This window comes from Geothrix sp. SG200, from assembly GCF_022808935.1.
Lineage (GTDB): Bacteria > Acidobacteriota > Holophagae > Holophagales > Holophagaceae > Geothrix > Geothrix alkalitolerans.
In genome coordinates this window covers 403191-427539 of sequence record NZ_JAKZFR010000002.1, presented here as the reverse complement: position 1 = coordinate 427539, position 24349 = coordinate 403191, and the positions used below count along the sequence as shown (strand labels likewise).

The window sequence follows — 24349 nt, the reverse complement described above, 5'->3', positions numbered from 1 at the left end:
TCCCGACCGGGCGTCCGTGGCCGAGTCGCACAGGAGAAAACGGAGGGGATGCACAGACGGCTCCTGATAGGACAGGGGAAGGAATCGAGTCTAACGGGCCTGCTCCGGATTCCCAAGGGACGGACAGCACGTCTGATATGGAATGATGGAGGCAGATGTTCCCCACCCTTTTCCCTGGAGCGCTGACCGCGTGCGCCTGATCTCCCTTGAACTCCATGGCTTCAAGTCCTTCGCAGACGCCCAGAAGCTCAGTTTCCCAGGAGGCATGACCGCGGTCGTGGGGCCCAACGGCTGCGGCAAATCGAACATCTCCGACAGCCTGGCCTGGGTGCTGGGCGAACAGCGGGCCTCGATGCTGCGCGGCGCGGAGATGGCCGACGTGATCTTCGCGGGCACGGCCCAGCGCCGGCCCACCGGCCTGGCGGAGGTGAAGCTGGCCCTGGAGATGCCCGACCCCGCCCTGCCGGGCTCCACGCGGGAGGTGACCATCTCGCGCCGCCTCTACCGGGACACCGGCAGCGAATACCGCATCAACGGCCGGGAGGCGCGGCTCAAGGACGTGCAGGATCTGCTGCTGGACACGGGCATGGGCACCCGGGCCTACAGCTTCATCCAGCAGGGCCAGATCGACCTGATCCTCAGCAGCAAGCCCAAGGACCGGCGCCTGCTGCTGGAGGAGGCCGCCGGCATCACACGCTACAAGCTGCGCCGGGCCGACGCGGAAAAGCGGCTGGACGAGACCCGCGGCAACCTCCAGCGGCTGGACGACATCCTCTACGAGCTGACCAAGCAGATGGATTCGCTCCGCAGGCAGGCGGCCCGCGCCCGGAAGGCGAAGGAACTGGACGCGGAGATCAAGGCCACGCAGCGGGTGCTGCTGGCCGGGAAAGCTGTGGAACTGGAGGAGGCCAAGCAGCGGATCCTGGACCACCTGGACGAAGTCGAGCGGCGGGTGGCCGAGCTCACGGCGCAGGTCTCCGAGAAGGCCTCCGAAGTGGAGGCCCTGCGCTTGTCCGTGGACGAGCGGCAGCAGGCCCAGGCCAAGCGGGCGAGTGCCATCCTCGGCCTGGATCAGCGACTCCAGCTGGCGGACCAGGAGCGCAGCTTCCAGGAGGACCGGAGGACCGAGGCGCGGGACCAGCGGGCCCGCCTGGAAGAGCACATCCAGATGCTGGTGGCGCGGCTGGCGGAATCCGGCGATTCCTTCACCGCGCTGGAAGCCCAGCTGAAGGAGGCCGGCGAGCGCCTCGCCCTTCAGGAGGCAGAGCTGGCCAAGGCCGAGGAGGCCGTGGCCCTCGCCCAGGGCGCCCTCCGCCACGCGGAGGCGGAGCTTCATGCCCACCGTGAGCGGAAGGCCGACTCCCAGAAGGAAGCCCTGGCCCGCCAGAAAGAGCGGCTGGGACTCCAGACACAGATCGCCCAGCTGGAGGGTCGCCTGGACACGCTCAACCACGAGGAATCCGTTCGCGCGCCGCGCCTGGAAAGCCTCGAGGCCGAGTCGGGCCAGGTGGAACGGGCGCTGGAAGGACTCCTGTCCCAGCTCGAGCAGGCCGAGGAAGCCTCGCTGGATCAGCGCCGCCGGGCCGAGCAGCTGGAGGAGGCCCAGCGCGTCCTGGCCCAGGATCACCACAGGGCCGAGGCGGAGCTGGACGCCGCCGAACGGCGCCTGCGCCAGATCTCCGACCTGCTGGCCAAGAGCTTCGGCGAGGCGGAGTTGCAGAAGGGACTCGCCTGGCTGCGGGAACAGGGCGTCCGCCCTCAGACGCTGGTGGATCTGCTCACGGTGGACGAGGCCCTGCGGCCGGATCTGGAACGGCTCCTGGGCAACTGGCTCCAGGTCCTGGCCGTCGAGGCGTCCCTGGCGGGCCGCGCCGCCGAGGCTCCGGGCCATCTGCTGCTGGCCCTGGAAGACAAGGGGGACCTGCCGCCTGTCCCAGAGGGGTGCGAGGCCCTGCGGGACCACCTCAGGTGGACGGGGGCGAACCGTCCGCTTGGCGCCTTGCTGGGCCGGGCCTTCCGATGCGCCGACGCGGACCTGCCCGCCCTGGCGGTGGCCCATCCGGACCTGGCCTTCGTCTCGCCCGCCTTCGTTCGCCTGCCCTTCGGTCCCGTGCAGCTCGGCGTGTCTGCCCCCGCCGCTTCTCCCCTGAAGCTGCGGGCGGAGCAGGAGGAGGCCAAGGCCACCCGCGAGGCCCTGTTGGACCGCATCGAGGATCTGGAGACCCGGCGGGGCAAGGGCGGCGACGACAGCCGAGCCGCCCGGGAGCGATCCGTCGAGATCGACGAGGACCTGCGGGCCCTCCGGCGGCGAGCGGACACGCTGAAGGCGCAACGGACCTCGCTGCTGAACCAGCTGTCGGAGATCCGGGCGGCCAGCGAGCGCGCGGACGCCCTGTGGGAACAGATCGAAAGCGAGATCAAAGGGCTTCAGGGTCAGCTTCGGGACCTGGAAGCCCACCCGGAGGAGGCCAACGACACGGCCCTGGAAGAGGCCATCCGTCAGGCCGAGGATCTGGTCCGCGAGGCGCGGCATCGGCTGGATGAACGCCGGGACCAGCGCGGCGAGGTTGCGCGCGCCCGGGACGCGGCCTGGGCGGAGCGGGACGGCCACGAGCGGCACCTTCAGCTGGCCCAGCGGGGCCGCTTCGATCTGGAGGCTGAACGGCAGCGTCTGGAGGTGGAGGCCTCCGAGCAGGGCAGCCGCATGGAAGCCTGCGTCCAGCGGCTCACTGAGCTGGAAGCGGAATCCCAGGGTCTGCTGAGGGACCGGGAGGAGGTGCAGGCTCTGGCCCAGGAGGCGCAGCCCCACCTCGAGCTGGACCAGGAGACCCTCCGGGTGCAGGAGCGGGCGGCCCGCGAGCTTCAGGAGGCCCTGGAGAATGCCCGCGCCCAGCACCAGGAAGTGCTCATCCATGGGGCCCAGGTGCAGGGCAGCCAGGAGGCGCTGGCCAAGGAGGTCGAGCTGGCGCTGGGGCTGGAGATCCCCGCCTTCCTGGCCGGCATCACCGAGGCCGAGCGGGAGGCGTGGGCCGAGGGCGGGCTGGTGCACCAGACCCGGCTCAACGAGCTCCAGGGGCGGCGCATGGATCTGGGTGGCGTGAATCCCCTGGCCATCCAGGAACTGGAGGAGGCGGAGACTCGGCTGGCCTTCATGAACGAGCAGCGGGCGGACGTCACCGCGGCCATCGGGAACCTGGAGTCCACCATCCAGGAGATCAACGCCACCAGCGAGGAGCGCTTCCGGGAAGCCTTCGACTTCGTGAACACGCGGTTCCAGGAGGTGTTCCGGGAGGCCTTCGGCGGCGGCCAGGCTCAGCTGAGCCTGGAGGACCCCAAGAACCTGCTGGAGTGCGGCATCGAGATCACCGCCCAGCCCCCGGGCAAGAGCGCCAAGGCCCTCACCCTGCTGAGCGGCGGCGAGAAGGCGCTGACGGCCATCTCGCTCCTCTTCGCCATCTTCCACTTCAAGCCCAGCCCCTTTTGCGTGCTGGACGAGGTGGACGCCCCGCTGGACGAAGCGAACGTGGGCCGCTTCGCCGCCATGGTCCAGAAGATGAAGGTCGACACCCAGTTCATCGTCATCACCCACCAGAAGCCCACCATGGTGGCCGCGGACACGCTCTACGGCGTCACCATGGAAGAGGCGGGCTGCTCGCGGCTGGTGAGCGTCCAGCTACGGGAGGCCGAGGCCCTGGTCTGAGCATCCGGTGTGACGGAATGGGTGGTGAACACCCTTTTCGCCCTCCGGTCCATGCCCTGCAAGGGCGATCGGCCTGTCAATGCGAAAGAAAGCGTAAATTGTGGAAAACCCCGGATCGGAAATGTCCGGCAGATTCTTCAGGCGTATTTAATTTAAGAATTGATTTAATTCGGTTTGAATAGATGCGAATCGACATTAAAACACCCTCGAAGTCCATCCAGGAACAGGGTTTAGCCCTCCCGGAAAGGATCAATCCACAGGCTTTTCCACAGACGTGCCCCGTCGGTTTGTAACTATCTGGTAATGCTGGGGTGACTTCGGTGTGTCAGCTTTCCAGCTCGGCGGCGAGGAACTCGGGTCGCAGCCACTCGCGGAGGGTCTCTTCGCCCACCCCCAGCTTGGTGAGATGCTCGGTGGCCATCTTCATGCTCTGGCCCGCGTCCCGGCAGATGAGCAGCCGCTGCTTCCAGGCTTCGAGGGCGCGAAGCCGCAGCTCGGGCTCGCCCTGGTCCATGCGCTTCTCCAGCACGAAGCCGAGGTTGTTGGCCGCCTTGCGGTGGCTGGGCTCCAGCGTCAGGGCCTTCTCATAGGCCTCTGTGGCCTCTGTCAGGCGCCCCGCGACCTCCAGGGCCACGCCCCGTGCGTTCCACACATCCGAGTCGTCGGGGGCGAGGGCCATGGCCTGGTCCACCATGCCCATCTGGTCTTCGGGGCGGTTGGCGAAACGGTAGACCTCGGACAGGCCGAGGTAGGCGCTGTACTCGCCGGGATCCGTCTCCAGGGCCTTCAGGAACGCCTGCTCGGCGGCAGGCCCCTGCCGGGTCTCGACGAGGGCGTAGCCCAGCTGGACCTGGAGATCCGCCGCATCGGGCTCCCGCATCATGGCCTCGCGGTAGCAGCGGAGCGCGTCCTCCCAGCGGGATTCCTCGCGGGCCATGTCGCCCAGGGCGGCCCAGGGGTTCGCGGCTTCCGGGTCGGTCTCCGTGGCGAGGCTGAAGTAGGAGACGGCGCCTTCGCGGTCCCCCATGTCGCGCTTCAGCTCGCCCAGAAGGGCCTGGGCCTCCGCCAGCACCGGCGCGGGGGGGGCGAGGAGCATCAGCGTGTGGAGCTGGCCCTGGGCGAGCTCCAGATGCCCCTGCTCGCTGAAGATCTCCGCGAGGATGAAGTAGCTGGCGGGATCACACACGTGCAGGCTGCGGGCCCGCTGGATGCAGCGCAGGCCTTCCGCGAGCTCGCCGCGCTTCAGCAGCATCTCGCCGAGGGCGTGCCAGCCCCAGTAGTAGGACCCGTCCGTCTGGAGCGCGGCCACCAGTTGCGCCTCGGCGCCGCTCCAGTCGGAGAGCTGGTCCATGGCGATGGCGAGCAGGCGAAGGGTGCGTGGGTCCGTGGGCCGCAGGCTGAGGGACTTCAGCAGCCAGGCTTTGGCCTCCGCCGCCTGGCCGCGATGCAGGTGCACGAGGCCCGTGAGCTCGAGGGCCTTGGGATCCTGGCCGTCGAGGGCGAGAGCCTGGTGGAGGGCGAGTTCAGCCCCGTCGATGTCCTGGAGGAGAAGGCGCAGGTACCCCAGGTTGCGCAGGTGCCCGCCGGACTCGGGGTGCTCATCCCGGAGGGACTCGAGCTGGGCCAGCAGCTCCTGGCCCTCTTCCTCCTCGGCGGTGTCGCTGAAGCAGAGCAGGCGTTCGAACCAGGCCTCCGCGTGGGAGCGGTCCTCGACCAGAAGCTGGTCCAGGATCTCCTGGGCCTCCGAGTGCCGGGCGCGGCCGTTGAGGGCGCGAGCCAGCTTGAGGCGGTCAGCAAAAGAGGTTCCCGCCGCGGCCTTGAGGGCCGTCAGGTCCGGGTCGAGCAGCTTGATCCAGGGGCGTGCCATGGGATGCCTCGTGAGGGAGTCCAGGGTATCACCGCGATGGAGCCAGCGCCGCCGCGAGTCCGTCGCAAAGCAGCTGCGCCATGGCGCCGCGGGTCTCGACCGTGGCGGAACCGAGGTGGGGCAGCAGCACGGCGCGGGGCGCCTTCAGCCAACGCGGATTGAGGCGCGGTTCACCTTCGTAGACGTCCAGGCCCGCCCCGCCGAGGCGGCCCGATTCCAGCAGGTCGATGACGGCGTTCTCATCCATGATGCCGCCGCGCGCGGTGTTGATGATCACCGCGCCCTGGGGCAGCTTCTCCAACGCGGCGCGGTCAAGCATGCCGCGGGTCTGGTCCGTCAGCGGGCAGTGGAGGGACAGCACGAGGCTCCTCGGGAGCAGGTCCGCCAGGGGCAGGCGGGCGGCCTTGCCGGCGCCGAAATCCACTTCGCCGCCGCGGCCCTCGCGATCCCAGAACAAGGGCGTCATGCCCAGGGCCTGGGCACGGCGGGCGAAGGCCTGGCCGATGGGGCCGCTGCCGAGGATGCCGCAGCCCTTGCCCGAGAGACCCAGGCCCAGAAGCTGGTCGGGGGCCCAGCCCTTCCACGCGCCGGACCGCACGAGCGTCTCGCCTTCCGCCACGCGGCGGGTCACGGCCATGAGCAGGGCCAGGGCGATGTCGGCGGTGGCGTCCGTCAGAACGCCAGGCGTGTTCACCACGGCGATGCCGCGGGCCTGGCAGGCCTTCACGGGCAGGTGGTTCACGCCCACGGAGTAGGTTCCGATGGCCTTCAGCTTCGGCGCGGCGTCGAGATCCGCCTCGGTGACGGGCTCGGAGAGCATCACCACCAGGGCCTCGACCTCAGGCAGGGCGGCATTCCATTCCGGCGAGCGGAAGGCCGCCAGGCGGAGGTCGGGGAAGCGGGCGCCGAGCTCGGCCAGAGCGGGACCGACGAGAGGGGAGGTGGAGAGGATTCGCGTGCTCATCGCTGCAGGGCCTTCAAAGCATGGCGGATGGCCTCCGCCAGGGGCGGCTTGGAGGCGCGGAGGTCCGCCACCACCGGCAGCACCACGTCCTCCTTGAAGCCAAGATTCGTCAGGGCGGAGCGCAGGTTCTCCTCCCAGGGGTCGCCCGCGGGCCCGCCCGCCAGGCCGTCCAGGCCCGACAGGCCGCCCAGCTTCTCCGACAGCTCGAAGCACATCTTCTCGGCGGTCTTCTTCCCCACGCCGGGGATGCGCGTGAGGGCCTTCACGTCGCGGCCCCGGATGGCCCGCACCAGGTCTTCGGGGCTGAGGGCGCCCAGGGCCGCCAGGGCCAGCTTGGGCCCCACGCCGTCCACCTTCACCAGCAGCCGGTAGAGCTCGCGCTCCTGGGTGGAGGAGAAGCCCAGCAGGGCGATCTCGTTCTCGCGCACCAGCAGCTCCGTGTGCAGCACCACCTGGGTACCCGCCTCCGGCAGCAGGCCGTAGGTGGAGAGGCTGATGGCCGCGGCGTAGCCCACGCCCCCGCACTCGACGAGGGCCAGGTTCGGCAGCTTCTGGATGAGTTCCCCGCGCAGGCGTCCGATCATGCTTCGAGGATACCGGAAGGAAAACCCCGGGGCCCGCGGCGTTTCCTGCCGCTACATCCAGTAGCGGAAGAGCGAGTCCATCAGCCGCGCGACCACGTCGCCGTTGCGCCGGTTGCGTTCCTCGCGGCCGGGGAGCTCCGGATAGGCCGGCACGGGATCGTGCAGGGTCCGTCCGACTTCCGGCCCCAGCAGCTCGCGCCAGCGGTCCAGCCACGCATCGGGAAGCTGTTCCGGGATGGGAAGGTCCATCAGGGTGAGGTAGAGGATCGTCCAGACGCGGGCCACGACCTGGGCCTCGTAGCCGCCGCCCAGGGTGAAGAGCGCCCGTCCCTGGGTGCGCTCGGCGGCCAGGTCGAGAATCCGGCGGTAGAGGGCCTGGAAGGTCTGGGTGGTCAGGGCCAGGTCCCCCAGGGGATCGGCGAAATGGGCATCCGCGCCGGCCTGCACCACCAGGACGTGGGGCGAGAACCACTCCAGGGCCCGGGGTACCACGGCGTCAAAGGCCTCGAGGTAGCTCTCGGATTCCGTGAAGGGCTCCAGGGGGATGTTGACGCTGAGCCCCCGCGCGGTGCCGGCGCCCAGCTCCTGGATGTGGCCGGTGCCGGGATAGAGGTAGTGCCCCGTCTCGTGCAGGCTGATGGTCAGCACCTGGTCGCTGTCGTAGAAGAGGCTCTGGACCCCATCGCCGTGGTGGAGGTCGATGTCGAGGTAGGCCACGCGCCAGCCGTGGCGCACCATGGCCCGGATGGCCACGGCCAGGTCGTTGTACATGCAGAACCCCGCCGCCCGGTTCTTCTGGGCGTGGTGCAAGCCTCCACCCAGCTGGAGCACCCGGGTCTCGGCTCCCTCCATCAGGAGCCGCGCCCCGTGGAGGGTGCCCCCCACCAGCCAGCGGGCCGCGAGGTCCATGCCCGGGAAGATGGGGTTGTCCGGCGTCCCCAGCCCGAACTGCTCCGCCTCGGGCCTGGACTCGCCGCGGTCCAGGGCCTCGACCATGGCCACGTAGGCCTCATCGTGGACCGCGAGGATCTCCTCCCGGGTGGCCGCGGGCGCCGCGATGGGCGAGGTGGCGTGGCCCAGGGTGTGGATCAGGTCCAGGAGCATGGCGAGCCGCGCCGGCGTGAAGGGATGCTCCGGCCCGAAGTCGTACCCGGCGTACTCCGGGCGGTAGATCAGTGCTGCCATGGCTTCTGGATGGGCCACAGGACCTCGAACTGCGCCCGCCGGAGCTCGTCCGCCAGGGGGCGGATCTGGTTGGAATCCACCCGAAGCACCGTGCGGACAGCCTCGGGCGAGGGGTAGGTGAGGATGGAGTGGATGTTGACGTGGCGCTCCGCGAGGAAGGCCGTGAGCCGCGCCAGCTCGCCGGGCCGGTCCGCGAGGGCCACTTCCAGCCGGGAGGAGGGCTTGGTCACTCCGGTGAGGATCATCAGGGCGTCCAGCAGGTCCATGCCCGTGAGGATGCCGACCAGCTCTCCGCCGTCCACTACGGGCAGGCAGCCGATCTTGTGCTCCCGCATGATCCGCGCGGCGTCCTCCACGGGGTCCAGGGGATCCGCTGTCAGGGGCGGGCTGCTCATGACGGCAGAGACGGGATCCCCGGCGGGGCGGGGATTCTGGCAGAGGCTGCTGGTGGCCAGGCGGAGGTCGCGGTCCGTGAGGACGCCCACCAGGCGTCCCCGGTCCACCACGGGCAGGTGCCGGAAGCCGCGGTCCTGGAGCAGCTGGTAGGCCTCTCCGATGGTGGCCTCCGCGGAGACCACCGTCACCGGCCGGCGCATCATCTCCTTCACGAGCATGGCGGTCCTCCTCGGGGTTCGGTCGTGGGTTCAGGCTCGGGGTTCAGGGCTTGCGGAAGCCGACCTGGGTGAAGGTCAGGCGCAGGTCCGGCTGCAGGGGCAGGGGGCTGAGGGCGCCGGTCTCGCCGTGGACGGCGACCTGGGCCTCCAGGGTGTGGAGCCAGGGCAGTTCCTCCACGAGCTGGGTCAGACGGCCCAGCGTTTCGCCCAGGCCGTTGCCGGGCGGCAGGTGCATCCGCTCGAGGACATCGGCGATGTCCAGGTCCGTGAGCGGGGTGATGCGCAGGATGGAGCCGATGCCCTGGCGGTGGAACCGCCAGATGGGCCCGAAGTCGGGGTCCGTGGAGAGGTTGAGCCCCACCCTGGGGCCCCGCCGATCGGCGGGTTCCGGGAGGTTCGTGACGGGAACGCCGAAGAGCCCCATGAGCTCCCGCGCCTGGGTCACGGAGAGGATCGCCTGGGCGGAATCGGGCAGCTTCTCCACCAGCTGCTCCACGCGCCGCCGGGCCTCGCCGGCGTTGATGTCCGCGAAGCCCTGGAAGCGGCCCGGGGGCTGCCGGCGGAATTGGGCGTACTGGACCACCTTGGACAGGGCCAGGGCCGCCGACTCCGGGAAGCGGTAGGAGGGGAAGGTGCGGTGCATGGCGCCCCCCTCGCCCAGGGCGGCCGATCCCACGGGGATGGCCCCGCTCACGCCCATGAGGGAGAGCAAGGTCGGCTTGGCGATGCCCGTGGTCTGCTCGGCCCGCACGGCGGCCCGCCGGATGGCCCGGGCCACCAGGGCCGGGTCGCAGTCCCCCAGGCAGGCGAAGGAGGCGATGAGGGCATCCACTTCGGGATGCTCCAGGGCCTCCCGGCAGGCCCGCTCGTAGTGCTCCGCCGTGGCCATGGCATGGAGGTCCACCACCCCGGGGCCGGCGATCCGCATGCCGTGGGATTCGCAGGCATCCGCGCAGATGGTGGCCACGCCGCCGGAGTTGCTGACGATGGCCACCCGGTCGCCCCGGGGCAGGGGCTGGTGCGACAGCAGCAGCGCGATGTCGAACAGGTCTTCCAGGGTGTCGGCGCGGATCACGCCGGCCTGGTGGAAGAGGGCCTCCACCTCCGCGTCATTCTGGGGGCTCGCCGCGATGTGGGCCTGGGCGACACGCCGCCCGGCATGGCTCCGGGCGCTCTTCACGCAGAGCACCGGCTTGCGGTGGGAGATCCGGCGCGCCAGCCGGGCGAAGCGGCGCGGATTCCCGAAGGTCTCCAGATAAAGAAGGGCCAGGTCCGTGTCCGGATCCTCCTCCCAGTACTGGAGCAGGTCGTTGCCCGAGACGTCAGCGCGGTTCCCGGCGGAGACGAAGGAGGAGAACCCCAGCCCGCGCTCCGCGGCGTACTGCAGGATCACCACGCCCAGGGCCGCGGAGTGGCTGAAGAATCCGACCCGCCCGCGGGGGGGCATCACGGTGGCCAGGCTGGCATTGAGCTGGACCGCCGCATGGGTGTTCAGCAGCCCCAGGCAGTTGGGCCCCACCAGGCGCGCGCCCCGGCTGCGGGCGAGGCGCACCAGCCGCTCCTGCCGCCGGGCGCCCTCCGGACCGGTCTCGGCGAATCCGGCCGTGAGGACCAGGAGGCCGCGCGCGCCCTTGTCCAGGGCACGCCGGGCAAGGGCGGACACCTTGGCCGCCGGCACCGCCAGGACCACCAGATCCGGGGGTTCCGGCAGGGAGGCCAGGGAGGGATAGGCCTGGACGCCTTCGATGGCCTTGGCCCTGGGATTGACCGGGTAGACCGCGCCCTGGAAGCCGCCCCGGAGGATGTTGCGGAAGATGGTGCTCCCCACGGAGCCGGGATCCCGGGAGGCGCCCACCACGGCCACACTGCCCGGCCGAAGGAGCGGCACCAGGGAGTTGGCGGTGGCCACCCGCTCGCGGATCTCGGCCCGCTCGCGCTGGGCCTCGGGGGCGCTCAGGGGGAAGCGCACATGGATGATGCCGCCCTCCATGGCCCGGGTGGTCTCGAACCCGGAATCACGGAAGACGTTGACCATCTTCTGGTTCTCGTGGAGCACCTCGGCTTCGAAGCCGACGTAGCCCGCGCCCGCCGCCAGGCCCGCGAGCCGCTCGAGGATCAGCGTGCCGATGCCCCGGCCCTGGTGGGCGTCCGCGATCATGAACGCGACTTCCGCGACGGCCCCGCCATCGCCCACGTAGTTCCCCAGACCGAGCACCTGCTGCTCCGCCCCCTCGCCCTCGATGGCCAGGAGGCAGGCGCGCTGTCGGGGGTTCTCGTCGCAGAGATCCTCCACGAACTTGCGGGATACGCTCGACACGCCGCCCATGAAGCGCATGGCCATGCTCTCCCGGGAGAGGCCGCTGATGAAGGCCTCCACGCGGTCCGCATCCTCCGGAGAGGCGATCCGCAGGAGAACGCCCTGGCCGTCCTTCAGGAGGACGAATTCCCGGTAGCCTGCGCCGTCAGGGATGATGCTGAACACAGGGTGCCTCGCGGATCGGGGTGCAATGCGACCACCCTATCATGCGCTCCCGGGGCCGGGCCCTACTTGAGATCCTTTCTCCCCCTGCATGTCGTTTTTCATCCTGGACGGCCGGTCATGGCCATCCTAGATTGCTCTATACCCCCCAAGCGAATCAGGAGGACCAGATGAATGGTCGCGAAGCGTTTCTCCAGGCCAGGGACTTCCTCGTCCAGCACCGGGACGACTACGAGGGTGCCCGCCGCGACTTCCGCTGGCCCGTCCTCGACACCTTCAACTGGGCCCTGGACTACTTCGACGCCTACGCCGCGGGTAACGACCGGCCCGCGCTGTGGATCGTCGAGGAGAACGGGACGGAGACGAAGGTGAGCTTCCAGGAGCTCTCCCGGCGCAGCAACCAGGTGGCCAACACCCTGCGGGCCATGGGCGTGAAGCGCGGCGACGGCCTGCTGATCATGCTGGACAACGTCCTCCCCCTCTGGGAGGTGATGCTGGCCTGCATCAAGCTCGGCGCGGTGATGGTCCCCTCCACCCTCTTGCTCTCCCAGGCCGACCTCCAGGACCGCATCGAGCGCGGCGGGATTCGCCACCTGGTCGTGGACTCGGCCCAGACGGCCAAGTTCGACGGCCTGGACGCCAGCCTCACCCGAATCTGCGTGGGCGCGGCGGTGTCTGGCTGGCACGACGTGTCCGAGCTCTACGCGGGTTCGACCGTCTTCACGCCGGATGCGCCCACCCGCGCTGCGGACTCCATGCTGCTCTACTTCACCTCCGGCACCACGGCCAAGCCCAAGCTGGTGGTCCACACCCACCAGTCCTATCCCGTGGGCCACCTGTCCACGATGTACTGGGTGGGCCTGCGGGAAGGCGACGTCCACTACAACATCAGCTCGCCGGGGTGGGCCAAGCACGCCTGGAGCAGCTTCTTCGCGCCCTGGAACGCCGGGGCCTGCATCTTCGTCTACCGGGCGGCCCGCTTCAGCGCGTCCGCCACCCTCAAGACCATTGTCGACAAGGGCGTGACCACCCTCTGCGCCCCCCCAACCGTATGGCGCCTCTTCATCCAGGAGGACCTGGCGGCCTACCAGGTGAAGCTCCGGGCCCTGGTGGGCGCCGGCGAGCCCCTGAATCCCGAGGTCATCAGCCAGGTGGAAAGGGCCTGGGGCCTCACCATCCGCGACGGCTACGGCCAGACGGAGACCACGGCCATCGTGGGCAACTCGCCCGGGCAGGCGGTGAAGTCCGGGTCCATGGGGCGGCCGCTGCCGGGCTTCGAGGTGGCGCTGCTGGATTCGGAGGGGAAGGAAGCGGAGGAGGGTGAGATCGCCGTCAAGCTGAACCCCCGGCCCACGAGTCTCATGGCCGGCTACAAGGACGATCCCGAGAAGATGCGCAAGGCCGAGGCCGAAGGCTGGTACCGCACCGGCGACGTGGCTACCCGCGACGAGGATGGCTACCTCTGCTTCGTGGGCCGGGCCGACGATGTCTTCAAGAGCTCCGACTACCGGATCAGCCCCTTCGAGCTGGAGTCCTTCCTCATCGAGCACGAGTCCGTCGCCGAGGCGGCGGTGGTGCCGAGTCCCGATCCCCTCAAGCTCTCCGTGCCCAAGGCCTACATCATCCTGCGGGCGGGCTACGAGCCGGACCGGGCCACGGCTCTGGCGCTCTTCCGCTTCATCCGCGAGCGCATCTCCCCCTACAAGCGCATCCGCATCATCGAGTTCGGCGATCTTCCCAAGACCATCTCCGGCAAGATCCGGCGCGTGGAGCTGCGCAAGCGGGCCGCGGATCCCACGCCTTCCGCCCTGGAGTTCCGCGAGGAGCAGTTCCCTGAACTGAAGTAGCCATCGTCCTGGGAGGCCCGCCCCAACTTACCTGAGGACAGGTATTGGAAGGGCGGGCTCCCCATCGAAGAATGGAGATCCGTCCCCGTTCCCGCCATCCATCCACTCACTCAGCCATGCTTTCCGGAGGTTCCCATGAAGTACCTGGACGACGCCCGCGACATCAAGTTCAACCTCCTCGAATGGCTGGATCTGGATGCGGTCCTGAAGGCCGAGCCCTACCAGGAGGTCGACCGCGACCAGCTGGCCATGGTGCTGGACGAGGCCCTCAAGGTGGCCAAGGGCAGCGTGGCCGACTGCAACGAGGTCGGCGACCGGGTCGGCGCCCAGTGGGAGAACGGGAAGGTGCGGCTGCCGGACGGGTTTGCCGAAGCCTTCCAGGACCTCGCCTCCGGCGGCTGGATCAGCGCCACCATGAACCCCGAGTTCGGCGGCATGGGCCTGCCTGAGGCGGTGGGCACCGGCATCAGCGAGTACCTCATGGGCGCGAACACGGCCCTGGGCCTCAAGGTGCTCCTCACCCGCGGCGCCGCCCACCTCATCGAGACCTTCGGGAGCGACGACCTGAAGGCGGCCTACTGCGAAAAGATGTACACCGGCGAGTGGACCGGCACCATGTGCCTCACCGAGGCCGGCGCCGGCAGCGACCTGGGCGCCCTCACCACGAAGGCCGTGAAGCAGGCGGACGGCTCCTACCTCATCACCGGCGAGAAGATCTTCATCACCAGCGGCGACCACGAGCTCGTGCCGAACATCATCCACGCTGTGCTGGCCCGCACGCCGGACGCGCCGGCCGGCCCCAAGGGCATCAGCCTCTTCGTGGTGCCCAAAGTCCGTGTGAACGCCGACGGAAGCCTCGGCGCCCCCAACGATGTGGCCTGCGCGGGCATCGAGCACAAGCTGGGCATTCACGGCTCGCCCACCTGCAGCCTGGTGTTCGGCACCAACGGCGGCACCCAGGGCTTCCTGCTGGGACAGGAAGGGCAGGGCCTCGCCCACATGTTCGTGATGATGAATGCCGCCCGGTACGAGGTGGGCGTCCAGGGCCTGGGCAACGCCTCCGCCGCCCACCAGGCGGCCCTGGCCTATGCCAAGGAGCGCCTGCAGGGCCGCGCTCCCGGGGCCGCCAAGGGCGTCGGGCAGTCGCTCATCGTCGAGCACCCCGATGTGCGACGGATGCTCCTCATGCAGTCCGCCTACGTCCAGGCCATGCGCGCCCTCGTGACCTACACGGCCTGGTGCATGGACATGGCCCACGTCTCTGAGGGGGAAGAGAAGAACCGCTGGCAAGGGCTGGTGGAGCTGTTCACCCCCGTCTGCAAGGCCTGGTGCTCCGACTGGGGCTTCCGCGTGACCGAATGGGCCCTCCAGACCTTCGGCGGCTACGGCTACACCATGGAATACCCCGCGGAGCAGTACCTCCGCGACTGCAAGATCGCCTCCATCTACGAAGGCACCAACGGCATCCAGGCCCTGGACCTGGTGGGCCGGAAGTTCCGCATGCAGGAGGGCAAGCCCGTGAAGGCCCTGATGGGTCAGGTGGGGACCGCGGTCCAGGCTCTGGCCGCGGACCCGCTCCTGGGCCCCTCCGCTCGCCAGCTGGGCGAGGCCGCGAAGGCGCTGGGGACAGTGCTCCAGGAGATCCCCGCCCACGAGAACGCCGCCCTGCTGACGGGCCTGAACGCCGTGCCCATCCTGGATATGGTCGGCCACGTGGTGGCGGGTCACCTGCTGCTCCAGCAGGCGGTCCTGGCCAAGGGCAAGCTGGCCAACCTGATGCAGGAGCGGGGTGTGGACGCCGCCGACGCCAAGGCCGTACGGGATCTCCTGGCCGGCAGCTCCGAGGCCGCCTTCTACCAGAACAAGGTCCAGGCCGCGATCCACTTCGCCCACCGCGGCCTGCCCCTGGTGGCCGCCCAGGCCGTGGCCCTGCGCGCCGGCGAGACTGCGCCCATGGAGGCGGTGTTCTAGGCTCGGATCACCGACGAAAAGCCTCCTGGCGACAGGGGGCTTTTTCTTTGGTGGACCTGATCAGGACCAAGGGGCCCGCCTCCGCGAGCGCAGCGAGTGGGAGCAGGCTCCGGGGGAGCCAGCGATCGGCGGGATGACGACCTCTGCACTCAGAACTGGCGAGGTCGTCTCAAGAAAGAGAACGGCGGCCCGGAGACCGCCGTTCACATGGGACTGGTGGACCTGATCAGGATCGAACTGACGACCTCTGCATTGCGAACGCAGCGCTCTCCCAGCTGAGCTACAGGCCCATGAACCTCCAGTCTACCCGCCCAAGGATCCTCGTCAATCCTCAGGCCCGCGCCCCTACGGCCGCCCGCAAGGGCGGCCGCCTGATCGGGCGATGGCTCCTTACATGAGGCTCTGCATGATCTTGTCCAGCTCGGCGGGGCTGGGCTTGAGCAGATCCTCGCCGAGGGTGGCCAGGGGCTCGTCCACCAGGTTCAGCACCTCCGGGAGGGGGGGCTGGGTGGGGTTGATGTAGAGCAGGCCCGTGAGGAACTCGCCCTTGGCCATGGACTCGTGGATGGCCTTCATGGCGCCGAAGCGGTCCGTCGGTTCGTAGCCCTCGTGGAGGGCCTTGATGGCGACCTTGGAGCCGTCCGGGAAGGTGACGATCTCGGTCTCGCCCGCGGGGATGTCCACTTCCTCCACTTCGGAATATTGGATGAAGCCCAGGTCATGGAGGGGGAAGTCGTGGTCCTTCACGTGCTTGTAGGAGCGGGTCGAGGCGTCGTGGTTGTTGAAGGTGACGCAGGGGCTGATGACGTCGAGCACCACCGTTCCCTGGTAGGCGAAGGCGGCCTTCAGGATGGCGTTCAGCTGCTTGGGATTGCCTGAGAAGCTGCGGGCCACGAAGCCGCAGCCCAGCTCGATGGCGAGGGTGCAGGGATCGATGGAGGGGAAGTCGTTCACCGCGCCGGTCTTCAGGTGGGAGCCCTTGTCGGCGGTGGCGGAGAACTGGCCCTTGGTGAGGCCATAGACGCCGTTGTCCTCGATGATGTAGATCATCGGGATGTTGCGCCGCACGGCGTGGACGAACTGGCCCATGCCGATGGACATGGAATCGCCGTCGCCGGAGACGCCGATATTGATCAGCGTCCGGTTGGCGAGGGAGGCGCCGGTGGCGATGGAGGGCATGCGGCCGTGGACGCTGTTGAAGCCCCAGCCCTGGTTGATGAAGTAGGCGGGCGTCTTGGACGAGCAGCCGATGCCGGAGTACTTGGTGACCCGGTGACCCTCGATGCTGGACTCGAAGGCGGCGTTGATGATCTGGGCCGTGATGGAATCGTGGCCGCAGCCGGCGCAGAGGGTGGACTTGGAGCCCACGTAGTCCTGCTTGGTGAAGCCGAGCTTGTTGGTGGGGGCGGCGGGCGTGGGGGTGGCAGAAGTCGTGGTGGTCATGGTCGGTTCCTCAGCTACTTCTGCTCGAAGGCGGTGATCTGGTCCACGATGCTCTTGGCGTCGATGGCGTGGCCGTCGTAGTGCAGGACGCTCTTGAACTTGGTGGCGTGCTCCGGATAGGTCTCGCGGAAGAGGTTCGCCATCTGGCCGTCGCGGTTCTGCTCGACCACGTAGACCACCTTCTTCTCCTTCACGTAGGCGTCGACTTCGGCGGTGAAGGGCAGGGCGCGCAGGCGCAGGTAGTCGGTCTTGAGTCCACCCTCGGCCAGGATGTCCTGGGCTTCGATCACGGCGGGATCGCTGGAACCGAAGGCCAGCACGCCCTTGTCCGAGCCCTGGTTGCGGAACACGGGGCCCGGCACGTGATCCTTGGCGGTCTCGTACTTCCGCTTCAGGCGGTCCATCACCTCGATGTAGTCCTCGGGCTTTTCGGAGTACTGGGCGTAGGCGTTGTGGCCCGAACCGCGCGTCAGATAGGCGCCCTTGCCGCCGGGGGTGCCGGGCAGGCTGCGGTAGGGGATGCCGTCGCCATCCACGTCCTTGTAGCGGCCCCAGTCCTTCACTTCCGCCAGCTGCTGCTGGTTGAGCACCTTGCCGCGATCGTAGGCCTTGGCGGGATAGGCGAAGGGCTTGGAGGCCCAGTTCTGCATGCCCAGGTCGAGGTCGGTCACCACGAAGATCGGGGTCTGGAAGCGCTCGGCCAGGTCGAAGGCGTCGTAGGCGAACTGGAAGCACTCCTCCATGTTGCCGGGATAGAGGTTCACGTGCAGGGTGTCGCCGTGGCTGCACTTGGCGCAGAGCTCGACGTCGGACTGCTGGGTGCGGGTGGGAAGGCCCGTGCTGGGGCCGGTGCGGGCGACGTTGAAGAACACACCGGGCGCCTCCACGTAGTAGCCCAGGCCGATGAACTCGCTCATCAGCGAGACGCCGGGGCCGGCGGTGGAGGTCATGGAGCGGGCACCGGCCCAGCCGGCGGACAGCACCACGCCCGCGGAGGCCAGCTCGTCCTCCATCTGCACGATGGCGACGGTGGACTTGCCGGTCTTGGGATCCTTGCGGTACTCCTCGGCGTACTCGATGAACGTCTCAACCAGGCTGGAGGCCGGGGTGATGGGGTACCAGCCCACCACGGTGACGCCGGCGAAGAGGGCGCCCAGGGCGCAGGCCTCGTTGCCGTCGATGATGATGAGGCCCTGGGTCTTGTTGTCGCGCACGACCTTGATGTGGTCCTGGTCTTCCAGGTTCTCCATGGCCCAGTCGTATCCGGCCATGCAGGCGGTCTGGTTCAGCTCGATGGCCTTGGTCTTGCCCTTGAGCTGCTTGGCGATGGCCTTCTTGACCTCTTCCATGTCGATGCCGAGCAGGCGGGCGGCCACGCCCACGTAGATCATGTTCTTCACGAGCTTGTGCAGCTTGGGCTCGGGGCAGGAGGCCGTCACGAGCTTCTGGAAGGGCACGGGCGTGTAGGCCAGATCGCTGCGCAGCTTGTCGAGCTGCAGCGGCTCGTCGTAGATCACGAGCGCGCCGGGGTCGGCCTTGGCGATGTCCTCCTTCGCCGTCTCGGGGTTCATGAGGATCAGCATCTCGTTGCTGGCCTTGCGCGCCACGTAGCCCTTGGCGCTGGCGCGGATGGTGAACCAGGTGGGCAGGCCCGCGATGTTCGAGGGGAAGAGATTCTTGCCGCTGACGAACACGCCCATCTGGAAGATGGCGCGCAGGAGAACCGTGTTCGCCGTTTGGGAACCCGATCCGTTGACCGTGGCCACCTGGATGGAAAAATCATTGATCCGGGTTTTCGCTCCACCGACAGGCGAGGGGGCGGCAAGGGCGGCAGTCATAGGACTCCTTTCTCAGCGGGGCAATGGCGACGAAGAGGGCGTAAATACTAGGTTCACCAAAGCATCCTCGAGTATGGCAGAGGCCACGGAGGGCATCCAGGCAAGGTGTCGGGACGGGTCCTGGCAGAGGTCTTAAATAAAGCGAAAAAAAAGGGATTGACGACCCGGGGATCGACTCTTACTTTGAAGAGCATGAAAGCCAGCGATCTCACCAAACGCCAGCAGGCCGTCCTGATGTTCATCCGCACCTTCGTGCAGGAGGAGGGGCGAAGCCCGACCCTGGCGGAAATCGCGAAAGGGGTGGGGTCGAGCGCCGTGTCCACCATCCACAAACACGTCCAGCACCTGATGGACAAGGGGTTCCTTGTCCGCAGCCACGGCAAGGGGAACAACCTGGTGGTGGCGGCAGGGCCGGCGATGGATGAGGTGTCCACGCGGACGGAGCGCGCCGAGCCCCTGAGCCCCGTGCGGATCTTCCCGTTCTGTGGGGATGTGGCCGCCGGTTCCCCCATTCTGCCCGAGAGCAGGGCCCTCCCCATCGAAGTACCGAACAGCATCCACCGCCAGAAGGAGGAGCTCTTCGTGCTTCGGGTGCGGGGCGACTCCATGGTGGACGACGCCATCCTCGACGGAGATCTGGTGGTGTTGCAGCGCAAGGGCGAGTACCGCAACGGCGACCGCGTGGTGGCGCTCATCGACCAGGAAGAGGTCACCCTCAAGGAGTTTCGCCGGGACAATCGGGGCGTGTGGCTCATCCCGCACAATCCCGAGCTCCAGCCCCGCTGCTACGCCCCCGAGAGCATCGACATCCAGGGCGTGCTCGTCGGCGTCATGCGCAGCTGCTGAGCGCCGAGTGCCCTCTTGGGAAAGATGAGATAAGCGGAGGATCGCTGAGGGGCCGAGGAAAGCGGAGAAAAGAATTCGTTTCGTCCTCTGCTTCCCTCCGCTCCCTGCAGACCTCCGTTTACCTGAGCCTTTTCCGCGAACAGCGGAATGCAGGGTCAGGACAGCCGATCGCGGATGGCCCGGCCCATCGCGGAGGTGCCGAGGGTGCCGCCGAGATCCCGTGTCTTCGCGCCGTCCGCCAGAGCGCCTGACACGGCGGTTTCCACCGCTTCGGCCTCGGCTTCCCAGCCCAGGTGCCGGAAGAGCAGGGCGGTGCTGAGGATCATGCCCACGGGGTTGGCCAGGTTCTTGCCCGCAATGTCCGGCGCGGAGCCATGCACCGGTTCCGCCAGGACCGCGCAGCGGAAGGGGCGGTGCGGTGCCCAGCTCAAGGAGGGAGCCGTGCCCATGCCGCCGGCGAAGGCTGCGGTGAGGTCGCTGATGAGGTCCCCCAGGTAGTTGTCAGCGGCGATGACGCCGAAGGAGCCGGGATCCTGCACCAGGGCGCAGAGCAGGGCATCCGCGTGCATGGCGCGGGAGGACACCTCGGGATGCTTTGCCTGGAGTACCTGGAACAGCCGCACCCAGAGTCCGTGGCCATGCTTCAGCACGTTTGCCTTGTGCGCCAGGGTGAGGGTGCAGCCGCGGTGCGCGGCTCTGACGAAGGCCGCCTCCAGCAGGCGGCCCACAGCCGCCTCCGTGTGGACGGCCAAATCCACGGCCCGCCCAGGCTCCGTGGATCCCTGCAGGCAGTAGGCTCCCTCCGTGTTCTCCCGGAAGACCTCGAGATGGAGCCCTTCGGGTCCGGTGCCGGGAAGGGGCCGGCATGGGCGGAAGTTGACGGTGAGCTCCAGCCCCTGCCGGAGGCGCAGGAGGATCGCCTCGGCATGGCGTCCGTCCGGGACCCGCGGATCGCCCACGGCCCCGAACAGGATGGCGTCGAATCCATCGCGGAGATCGGCATAGGCGGCCTCGGGCAGGGTCTCGCCGGTCGCGAGGAAGTGCTCCGCCCCGAAAGGCATCGGGATGGCTTCCAGATGGCGTCCCCGCGATCTGGCCCAATCCAGCAGAGGTCTGGCCTCGGCCATGACCTCCAGACCGGCTCCGTCGCCGGGGATGAGGGCCATGCGTATCGCGACATCCAAGGTGGCTGCTCCGTTTTCTGTTCCCGTGCCAAGCCGATGGTGCCACACTCCCACCCCTCGGGAGGCGGCCATGGGTCGTGGATGGAGGACGGCGATGGGAATTCTGGCGATCTTCGGCGCGGCCAGCGCAGGGGGGGTCAAGGAGGGGATGAAGGCCCCGGCCTTCGAGGCCCTGGACCAGCATGAAGCCCTCGTCCGCCTGGCGGATTTCCAGGGCAAGTCGGCCGTGGTGCTCTATTTCTATCCCAAGGACGACACGCCCGGCTGCACGGCCGAGGCCTGCAGCCTGAGAGACGGGTTCGCGGCCATCCAGGCCGCGGGGGCGGTCATCCTCGGGGTGAGCGCGGACACCACGCAGAGCCACAGGGCCTTTGCCGAGAAGTTCCGCCTGCCCTTCAGCATCCTGGCTGATCCCGACCGGCGGATCATCGAGAGCTACGGGGTGAAGATGCCCCTCCTCGGCATGGCCAAGCGAATCACGGTCCTCATCGACCGGCAGGGCATCGTCCGGAAGGTCATCACCGAGGTCCGCACGAAGGACCACGATCAGCAGGTGCTGGCCCTCCTCAAGAACCTGTCCTGAAGGCGGAAAACCCGCATTTGCGTTGAGCCCGGCGGGTTTTCCGGGCTAAACTTCTTTCTCCCAAGAGGTTCAGGAATGGTCTTCTTCAACCACGCCACCCGGCAGATGACGGCGAAGATCGTCTACTACGGGCCCGGCCTGTGCGGAAAGACTACCAACCTCAACACCATCTACAGTAAGACGAGCCAGAGGGCCCGCGGCGAGATGGTCAGCCTCAACACCGAGACCGACCGCACCCTCTTCTTCGACCTGCTGCCCATGGATGTGGGCGTGGTGGCCGGTTTCAGGACCAAGCTCCAGCTCTACACCGTGCCTGGCCAGGTGTTCTACAACAGCACCCGCAAGCTCGTGCTCAAGGGTGTGGACGGCATCGTCTTCGTGGTGGACAGCCAGGTGCCCATGCTGGACGCCTGCCGCGAGAGCTGGATGAACCTGGAGGAGAACATGCGGGAGCTGGGGCTCAACCTCCAGGACATCCCCGTGGTCTTCCAGTGGAACAAGCGGGACCTGAAGAACGTGGTCTCCGTGGATGAGCTGGAAGCGGTCTTCAATCCCCGGGGCGTGCCCAGCTTCCAGTCCGTGGCGTCGGACGGGACGGGCGTCTTCGAGACCCTGCGCGGCATCACCAAGCTGGCCCTGTCCCACATCAAGACCCACGTGCTCGAAGAGCCCCAGGCGGCTCCCGCCCCCATGGCTTCCCAGGTGCCTCCGGAATCGTCCGAGATCGAGGCCCTCACCTTGTCGGACCTGCCTTCCGTCACGGATCTCCTCGACATGGATGGGCCCGTCCAGCCGTCCGGGGTCGGCCCGCTGCCGGATCTGGACGACGATACCGGCATCTTCATCGAGGCGCCCCATCTGCCGGAACCTCCCGCGGGAGACGACGGTCTGGCTTTCCTCATGGAGGAGGGCGAGCCCGGGCTCGATGCCGAGGCCTTCTCAGGCCTCCAGGAGGAAGCCCCGATCGCAGAGGCCCAGGAACCGGCTCCGGAGGCCGTGACGCCTTGGGAACCCGCGCCCACAGTCCTCCCGCCCGCGCCCAAGCCCGTCGTGAAGGCCGATCCGCTGGCGGCCCTGGCCTCTCTGAAAGTCGAGGCCCGGCGGCCGGCCCCGCACTCCAGGAACCCGGATCCCAAGGACGCCATCTCCTCGCTGCTCGAGGAACTGACCCAGGTGGGCCGACAAGGCGCCCCGTCGGTGCTGCGGATCGAGGTTCCCTCGGACCTGGAGGGCCAGGAGATCGAGGTGGTCGTCCAGCTGCGCCATCAGGGGACCGTCCTGGCCGAGGGACAGGTCCAGCGGCCGGCCCCGGCCAAGGGCAGCACGGCCAAGCTCAGCGTCGAACTGAAGCGGAGCTGAGATGAGCTTCCGTCCGCATGCCTTCTGCCTCGCGACCCTGCTCGCGGGGCCCCTGGCCGCGGCCCTGCCCGGATGGTGGACCGCCTTCCCGAAGGTGCCGGTCCTGGCCAGCCGCTTCCGCCAGGAGAGCGACAGTGCGGTGTTCGGGAAGATGGCCCGGGAGGGGAACCTGCTGCTGGCCCGAGGCGGGAAGCTCAAGGTGACCTACGACACGGGCCTGACCGTGACCTCCGACGGCCGCCATCTGGTGCAGTACGATCCCGATACGCGGACAGCCCAGCGGGTGGAACTGGCCCGGGCCGTGCGCGACTTCCCCCTGCTGGGGATCCTGCTGGATCCCGCCCGGATCGGGACCCTCTACCGGGCCGAATCCGCCGGCGGGGAGGCCGTCAAACTGGTTCCCCGGGCGCCGGACATCCCCGCGCTGACCGCCACGGGCCGGAAGGGCCTGCTGCACACCCTCGAGTGGACCGATCCCACGGGAGCCCGCCAGCGGCTGGAGCTGCTGGACCCGAAGACGCCGCCGTCCCCGGGTCCGGCCGCCTTCAAGGCCCAGGTACCCCCCGGTACCCGCTGGGCTACTCCGAACGGCTGAAGGCGTCGAAGACTTCCGCCTGCGGGAACCGCTCCCGCAGCCAGGCGTCGAGTCCCGGCACCGTGTCGAAGATGCGCTCGGCCCCCGCGTCCTCCAGCTCCCGCCGGCTGCCGTAGCCCCAGCCCACCCCGATGGCCTCGAGGCCGTGGTCCCGGGCCGCGATCATGTCCACGCCCCGGTCGCCGATGAATACGCCACCGGGCCAGAGGGTGCCCTGGCGCACCAGACCCGCCACCACGTCGGTCTTGGGCTGCCAGCGCCCCTTCAGGGTGCTGCCGAAGATGTCGTCGAAGATGAGGTTCAGGTCGAACTGGTAGGCGATGCGCCGGGCGAAGAGGGCCGGCTTGGCGGACACGATGTAGATGCGGTGGCCCTGGCGCTTCAGGCGGTGCAGCAGGTGGAAGACGCCGGGGTAGAGCTCGTGCTCGAAGACACCATCCTCCCGGTAGCGGTCCCAGTAGAAGTCCAGGGCCTCCTCCAGCCGCTCCGGATCCTGCAGGCCCTCCAATGTGGCCAGGGACTCGCGCATGCCAAAGCCGATCCAGCCGCGGACCGTGGGCTCGTCCGGAAGGACCAGGCCGAACGCGTCGCAGGTCTTCCGCAGGCAGTTGCGGACGCCCAGCAGGGGGTCCACCAGGGTTCCGTCCAGGTCGAAGCAGACGAGGCCGGGCGCCTCCTCCGAAGCGGTCATCGGCGCCCTACTTCTTCTTCTTGTCGAAGGCCTCGATGGCGGCCCGCACGAAGGCGTGGGCCTCGTCCTTGCCGCCCCAGCCGTCGCTGGAGACGCTCTTGCGCTCGAGATCCTTGTAGGTGAGGAAGAAGTGCTCCACCTCGAGCAGGAAATGCGGGGGCAGGTCGCTGCGGGACGTCACATGGGCATAAGTGGGGTCGTCCGTCGCCACGGCCAGGACCTTCGAATCCAGACCCTTGTCGTCCCTCATGCGCAGCAGGCCGATGGGCCGGGCGCGCATCACCACGCCGGGATAGGTGGCGCCGTTGATGAGCACGAGGATGTCCGCGGGATCGCCGTCTTCGGCCAAGGTGCCGGGGATGAATCCGTACTCGGCCGGATAGTGGAAGGGCGAGAACAGCACCCGGTCCACGTGGACCAGGCCCGTGTGGTGATCGATCTCGTACTTGATCCGGGAGCCCGTGGGGATCTCGATGATGGCGTTGACGATCTCAGGCGCCTGCTTGCCGGGATCAAGGTGGACCAGGGACATGGAAGCTCCACGAAGGCCTCGATTTTCGCATGTCCTGTGATGTCCGTCACGCCCGTGGGGCCCGAGA

General features: G+C 68.5%; 17 protein-coding genes, 1 tRNA gene and 1 pseudogene. 7 read left to right on the top strand and 12 right to left on the bottom strand.

Annotated elements, in window-relative coordinates:
• Window positions 1-142: 142 nt before the first annotated feature.
• A complete protein-coding gene (gene smc, locus ML539_RS07325) occupies window positions 143-3700 on the top strand; it encodes a chromosome segregation protein SMC (RefSeq protein ID WP_347710742.1) in 3558 nt (1185 codons plus the stop codon).
• Between the two features lie 325 nt (window positions 3701-4025).
• Here smc and ML539_RS07320 read toward each other — a convergent pair whose 3' ends face one another.
• The 6 genes from ML539_RS07320 to ML539_RS07295 are packed head-to-tail and all read right to left on the bottom strand — an operon-like array spanning window position 4026 to window position 11396.
• Window positions 4026-5567 (bottom strand): tetratricopeptide repeat protein, encoded by a 1542-nt coding sequence (locus ML539_RS07320; protein ID WP_243322086.1) that lies wholly within the window; start codon window positions 5565-5567, stop codon window positions 4026-4028.
• A 28-nt stretch (window positions 5568-5595) separates the two neighbouring features.
• Window positions 5596-6531 carry a D-glycerate dehydrogenase gene (locus ML539_RS07315; RefSeq protein WP_243322084.1) on the bottom strand — a complete coding sequence of 312 codons (936 nt, stop codon included), beginning with the start codon at window positions 6529-6531 and terminating at the stop codon, window positions 5596-5598.
• Window positions 6528-7115 carry a Holliday junction branch migration protein RuvA gene (gene ruvA, locus ML539_RS07310; protein WP_243322082.1) on the bottom strand — a complete coding sequence of 196 codons (588 nt, stop codon included), beginning with the start codon at window positions 7113-7115 and terminating at the stop codon, window positions 6528-6530. Before ruvA ends, ML539_RS07315 begins: the two co-directional genes overlap by 4 nt.
• Window positions 7116-7166: 51 nt before the next feature.
• A complete protein-coding gene (locus ML539_RS07305; protein ID WP_243322080.1) occupies window positions 7167-8300 on the bottom strand; it encodes an acetoin utilization protein AcuC in 1134 nt (377 codons plus the stop codon).
• Window positions 8288-8914 (bottom strand): CBS and ACT domain-containing protein, encoded by a 627-nt coding sequence (locus tag ML539_RS07300; RefSeq protein ID WP_243322078.1) that lies wholly within the window; start codon window positions 8912-8914, stop codon window positions 8288-8290. Before ML539_RS07300 ends, ML539_RS07305 begins: the two co-directional genes overlap by 13 nt.
• A 43-nt stretch (window positions 8915-8957) precedes the next feature.
• Window positions 8958-11396, bottom strand: a complete 2439-nt coding sequence (locus ML539_RS07295) for a GNAT family N-acetyltransferase (protein WP_243322076.1) — start codon at window positions 11394-11396, stop codon at window positions 8958-8960.
• Between the two features lie 167 nt (window positions 11397-11563).
• Between ML539_RS07295 and ML539_RS07290 the strand changes: the two genes are divergently transcribed.
• Together ML539_RS07290 and ML539_RS07285 are read left to right on the top strand one after the other, a co-directional pair.
• Complete coding sequence (locus tag ML539_RS07290) at window positions 11564-13240, top strand: AMP-binding protein (protein ID WP_243322074.1); 1677 nt, start codon at window positions 11564-11566, stop codon at window positions 13238-13240.
• A 135-nt stretch (window positions 13241-13375) separates the two neighbouring features.
• Window positions 13376-15211, top strand: coding sequence for an acyl-CoA dehydrogenase (locus ML539_RS07285; protein ID WP_243322071.1), 1836 nt, complete (start codon window positions 13376-13378; stop codon window positions 15209-15211).
• A 214-nt stretch (window positions 15212-15425) separates the two neighbouring features.
• Here the strand turns inward: ML539_RS07285 and ML539_RS07280 are convergent.
• From ML539_RS07280 to ML539_RS07270, 3 genes are all read right to left on the bottom strand, one after another.
• Window positions 15426-15501: transfer RNA gene (locus ML539_RS07280), tRNA-Ala, on the bottom strand.
• 100 nt (window positions 15502-15601) lie between these two features.
• Window positions 15602-16654, bottom strand: a complete 1053-nt coding sequence (locus tag ML539_RS07275; protein WP_243322069.1) for a 2-oxoacid:ferredoxin oxidoreductase subunit beta — start codon at window positions 16652-16654, stop codon at window positions 15602-15604.
• A gap of 14 nt (window positions 16655-16668) precedes the next feature.
• The gene (locus tag ML539_RS07270) at window positions 16669-18492 is read right to left on the bottom strand and encodes a 2-oxoacid:acceptor oxidoreductase subunit alpha (RefSeq protein ID WP_279341539.1); all 1824 of its coding nucleotides are present in this window, start codon (window positions 18490-18492) and stop codon (window positions 16669-16671) included.
• 192 nt (window positions 18493-18684) lie between these two features.
• Here ML539_RS07270 and lexA point away from each other — a divergent pair, with 192 nt between their 5' ends.
• Window positions 18685-19338, top strand: coding sequence for a transcriptional repressor LexA (lexA, locus tag ML539_RS07265; protein WP_243322064.1), 654 nt, complete (start codon window positions 18685-18687; stop codon window positions 19336-19338).
• A 155-nt stretch (window positions 19339-19493) separates the two neighbouring features.
• Here lexA and ML539_RS07260 read toward each other — a convergent pair whose 3' ends face one another.
• A complete protein-coding gene (locus ML539_RS07260) occupies window positions 19494-20522 on the bottom strand; it encodes an isocitrate/isopropylmalate family dehydrogenase (RefSeq protein ID WP_243322061.1) in 1029 nt (342 codons plus the stop codon).
• 94 nt (window positions 20523-20616) lie between these two features.
• Between ML539_RS07260 and ML539_RS07255 the strand changes: the two genes are divergently transcribed.
• The 3 genes and pseudogenes from ML539_RS07255 (at window position 20617) to ML539_RS07245 (ending at window position 23059) form a co-directional block, all read left to right on the top strand.
• Entirely contained in the window at window positions 20617-21105 is a 489-nt protein-coding gene (locus tag ML539_RS07255; RefSeq protein ID WP_243322059.1) for a peroxiredoxin, read from the top strand.
• A 75-nt stretch (window positions 21106-21180) separates the two neighbouring features.
• A pseudogene (locus tag ML539_RS15665) lies at window positions 21181-21756 on the top strand (GTPase domain-containing protein); the annotation flags it as partial.
• A 709-nt stretch (window positions 21757-22465) separates the two neighbouring features.
• Window positions 22466-23059, top strand: coding sequence for an outer membrane lipoprotein carrier protein LolA (locus ML539_RS07245; RefSeq protein ID WP_243322055.1), 594 nt, complete (start codon window positions 22466-22468; stop codon window positions 23057-23059).
• On the opposite strand, the gene ML539_RS07240 is transcribed toward ML539_RS07245, so the two are convergent.
• Window positions 23043-23750, bottom strand: a complete 708-nt coding sequence (locus tag ML539_RS07240) for an HAD hydrolase-like protein (protein WP_243322053.1) — start codon at window positions 23748-23750, stop codon at window positions 23043-23045. The genes ML539_RS07245 and ML539_RS07240 overlap by 17 nt on opposite strands.
• 7 nt (window positions 23751-23757) lie before the next feature.
• Entirely contained in the window at window positions 23758-24282 is a 525-nt protein-coding gene (locus ML539_RS07235) for an inorganic diphosphatase (protein WP_243293292.1), read from the bottom strand.
• Window positions 24283-24349: the final 67 nt, after the last annotated feature.

Bases quoted from the DNA above. Each gene is read 5' to 3' on its own strand.
- smc (WP_347710742.1), top strand. From the start codon at position 143: ATGATGGAGGCAGATGTTCCCCACCCTTTTCCCTGGAGCGCTGACCGC.
- ML539_RS07320 (WP_243322086.1), bottom strand. From the start codon at position 5,567: ATGGCACGCCCCTGGATCAAGCTGCTCGACCCGGACCTGACGGCCCTC.
- ML539_RS07315 (WP_243322084.1), bottom strand. From the start codon at position 6,531: ATGAGCACGCGAATCCTCTCCACCTCCCCTCTCGTCGGTCCCGCTCTG.
- ruvA (WP_243322082.1), bottom strand. From the start codon at position 7,115: ATGATCGGACGCCTGCGCGGGGAACTCATCCAGAAGCTGCCGAACCTG.
- ML539_RS07305 (WP_243322080.1), bottom strand. From the start codon at position 8,300: ATGGCAGCACTGATCTACCGCCCGGAGTACGCCGGGTACGACTTCGGG.
- ML539_RS07300 (WP_243322078.1), bottom strand. From the start codon at position 8,914: ATGCTCGTGAAGGAGATGATGCGCCGGCCGGTGACGGTGGTCTCCGCG.
- ML539_RS07290 (WP_243322074.1), top strand. From the start codon at position 11,564: ATGAATGGTCGCGAAGCGTTTCTCCAGGCCAGGGACTTCCTCGTCCAG.
- ML539_RS07285 (WP_243322071.1), top strand. From the start codon at position 13,376: ATGAAGTACCTGGACGACGCCCGCGACATCAAGTTCAACCTCCTCGAA.
- ML539_RS07275 (WP_243322069.1), bottom strand. From the start codon at position 16,654: ATGACCACCACGACTTCTGCCACCCCCACGCCCGCCGCCCCCACCAAC.
- ML539_RS07270 (WP_279341539.1), bottom strand. From the start codon at position 18,492: ATGACTGCCGCCCTTGCCGCCCCCTCGCCTGTCGGTGGAGCGAAAACC.
- lexA (WP_243322064.1), top strand. From the start codon at position 18,685: ATGAAAGCCAGCGATCTCACCAAACGCCAGCAGGCCGTCCTGATGTTC.
- ML539_RS07255 (WP_243322059.1), top strand. From the start codon at position 20,617: ATGGGAATTCTGGCGATCTTCGGCGCGGCCAGCGCAGGGGGGGTCAAG.
- ML539_RS07245 (WP_243322055.1), top strand. From the start codon at position 22,466: ATGAGCTTCCGTCCGCATGCCTTCTGCCTCGCGACCCTGCTCGCGGGG.
- ML539_RS07240 (WP_243322053.1), bottom strand. From the start codon at position 23,750: ATGACCGCTTCGGAGGAGGCGCCCGGCCTCGTCTGCTTCGACCTGGAC.
- ML539_RS07235 (WP_243293292.1), bottom strand. From the start codon at position 24,282: ATGTCCCTGGTCCACCTTGATCCCGGCAAGCAGGCGCCTGAGATCGTC.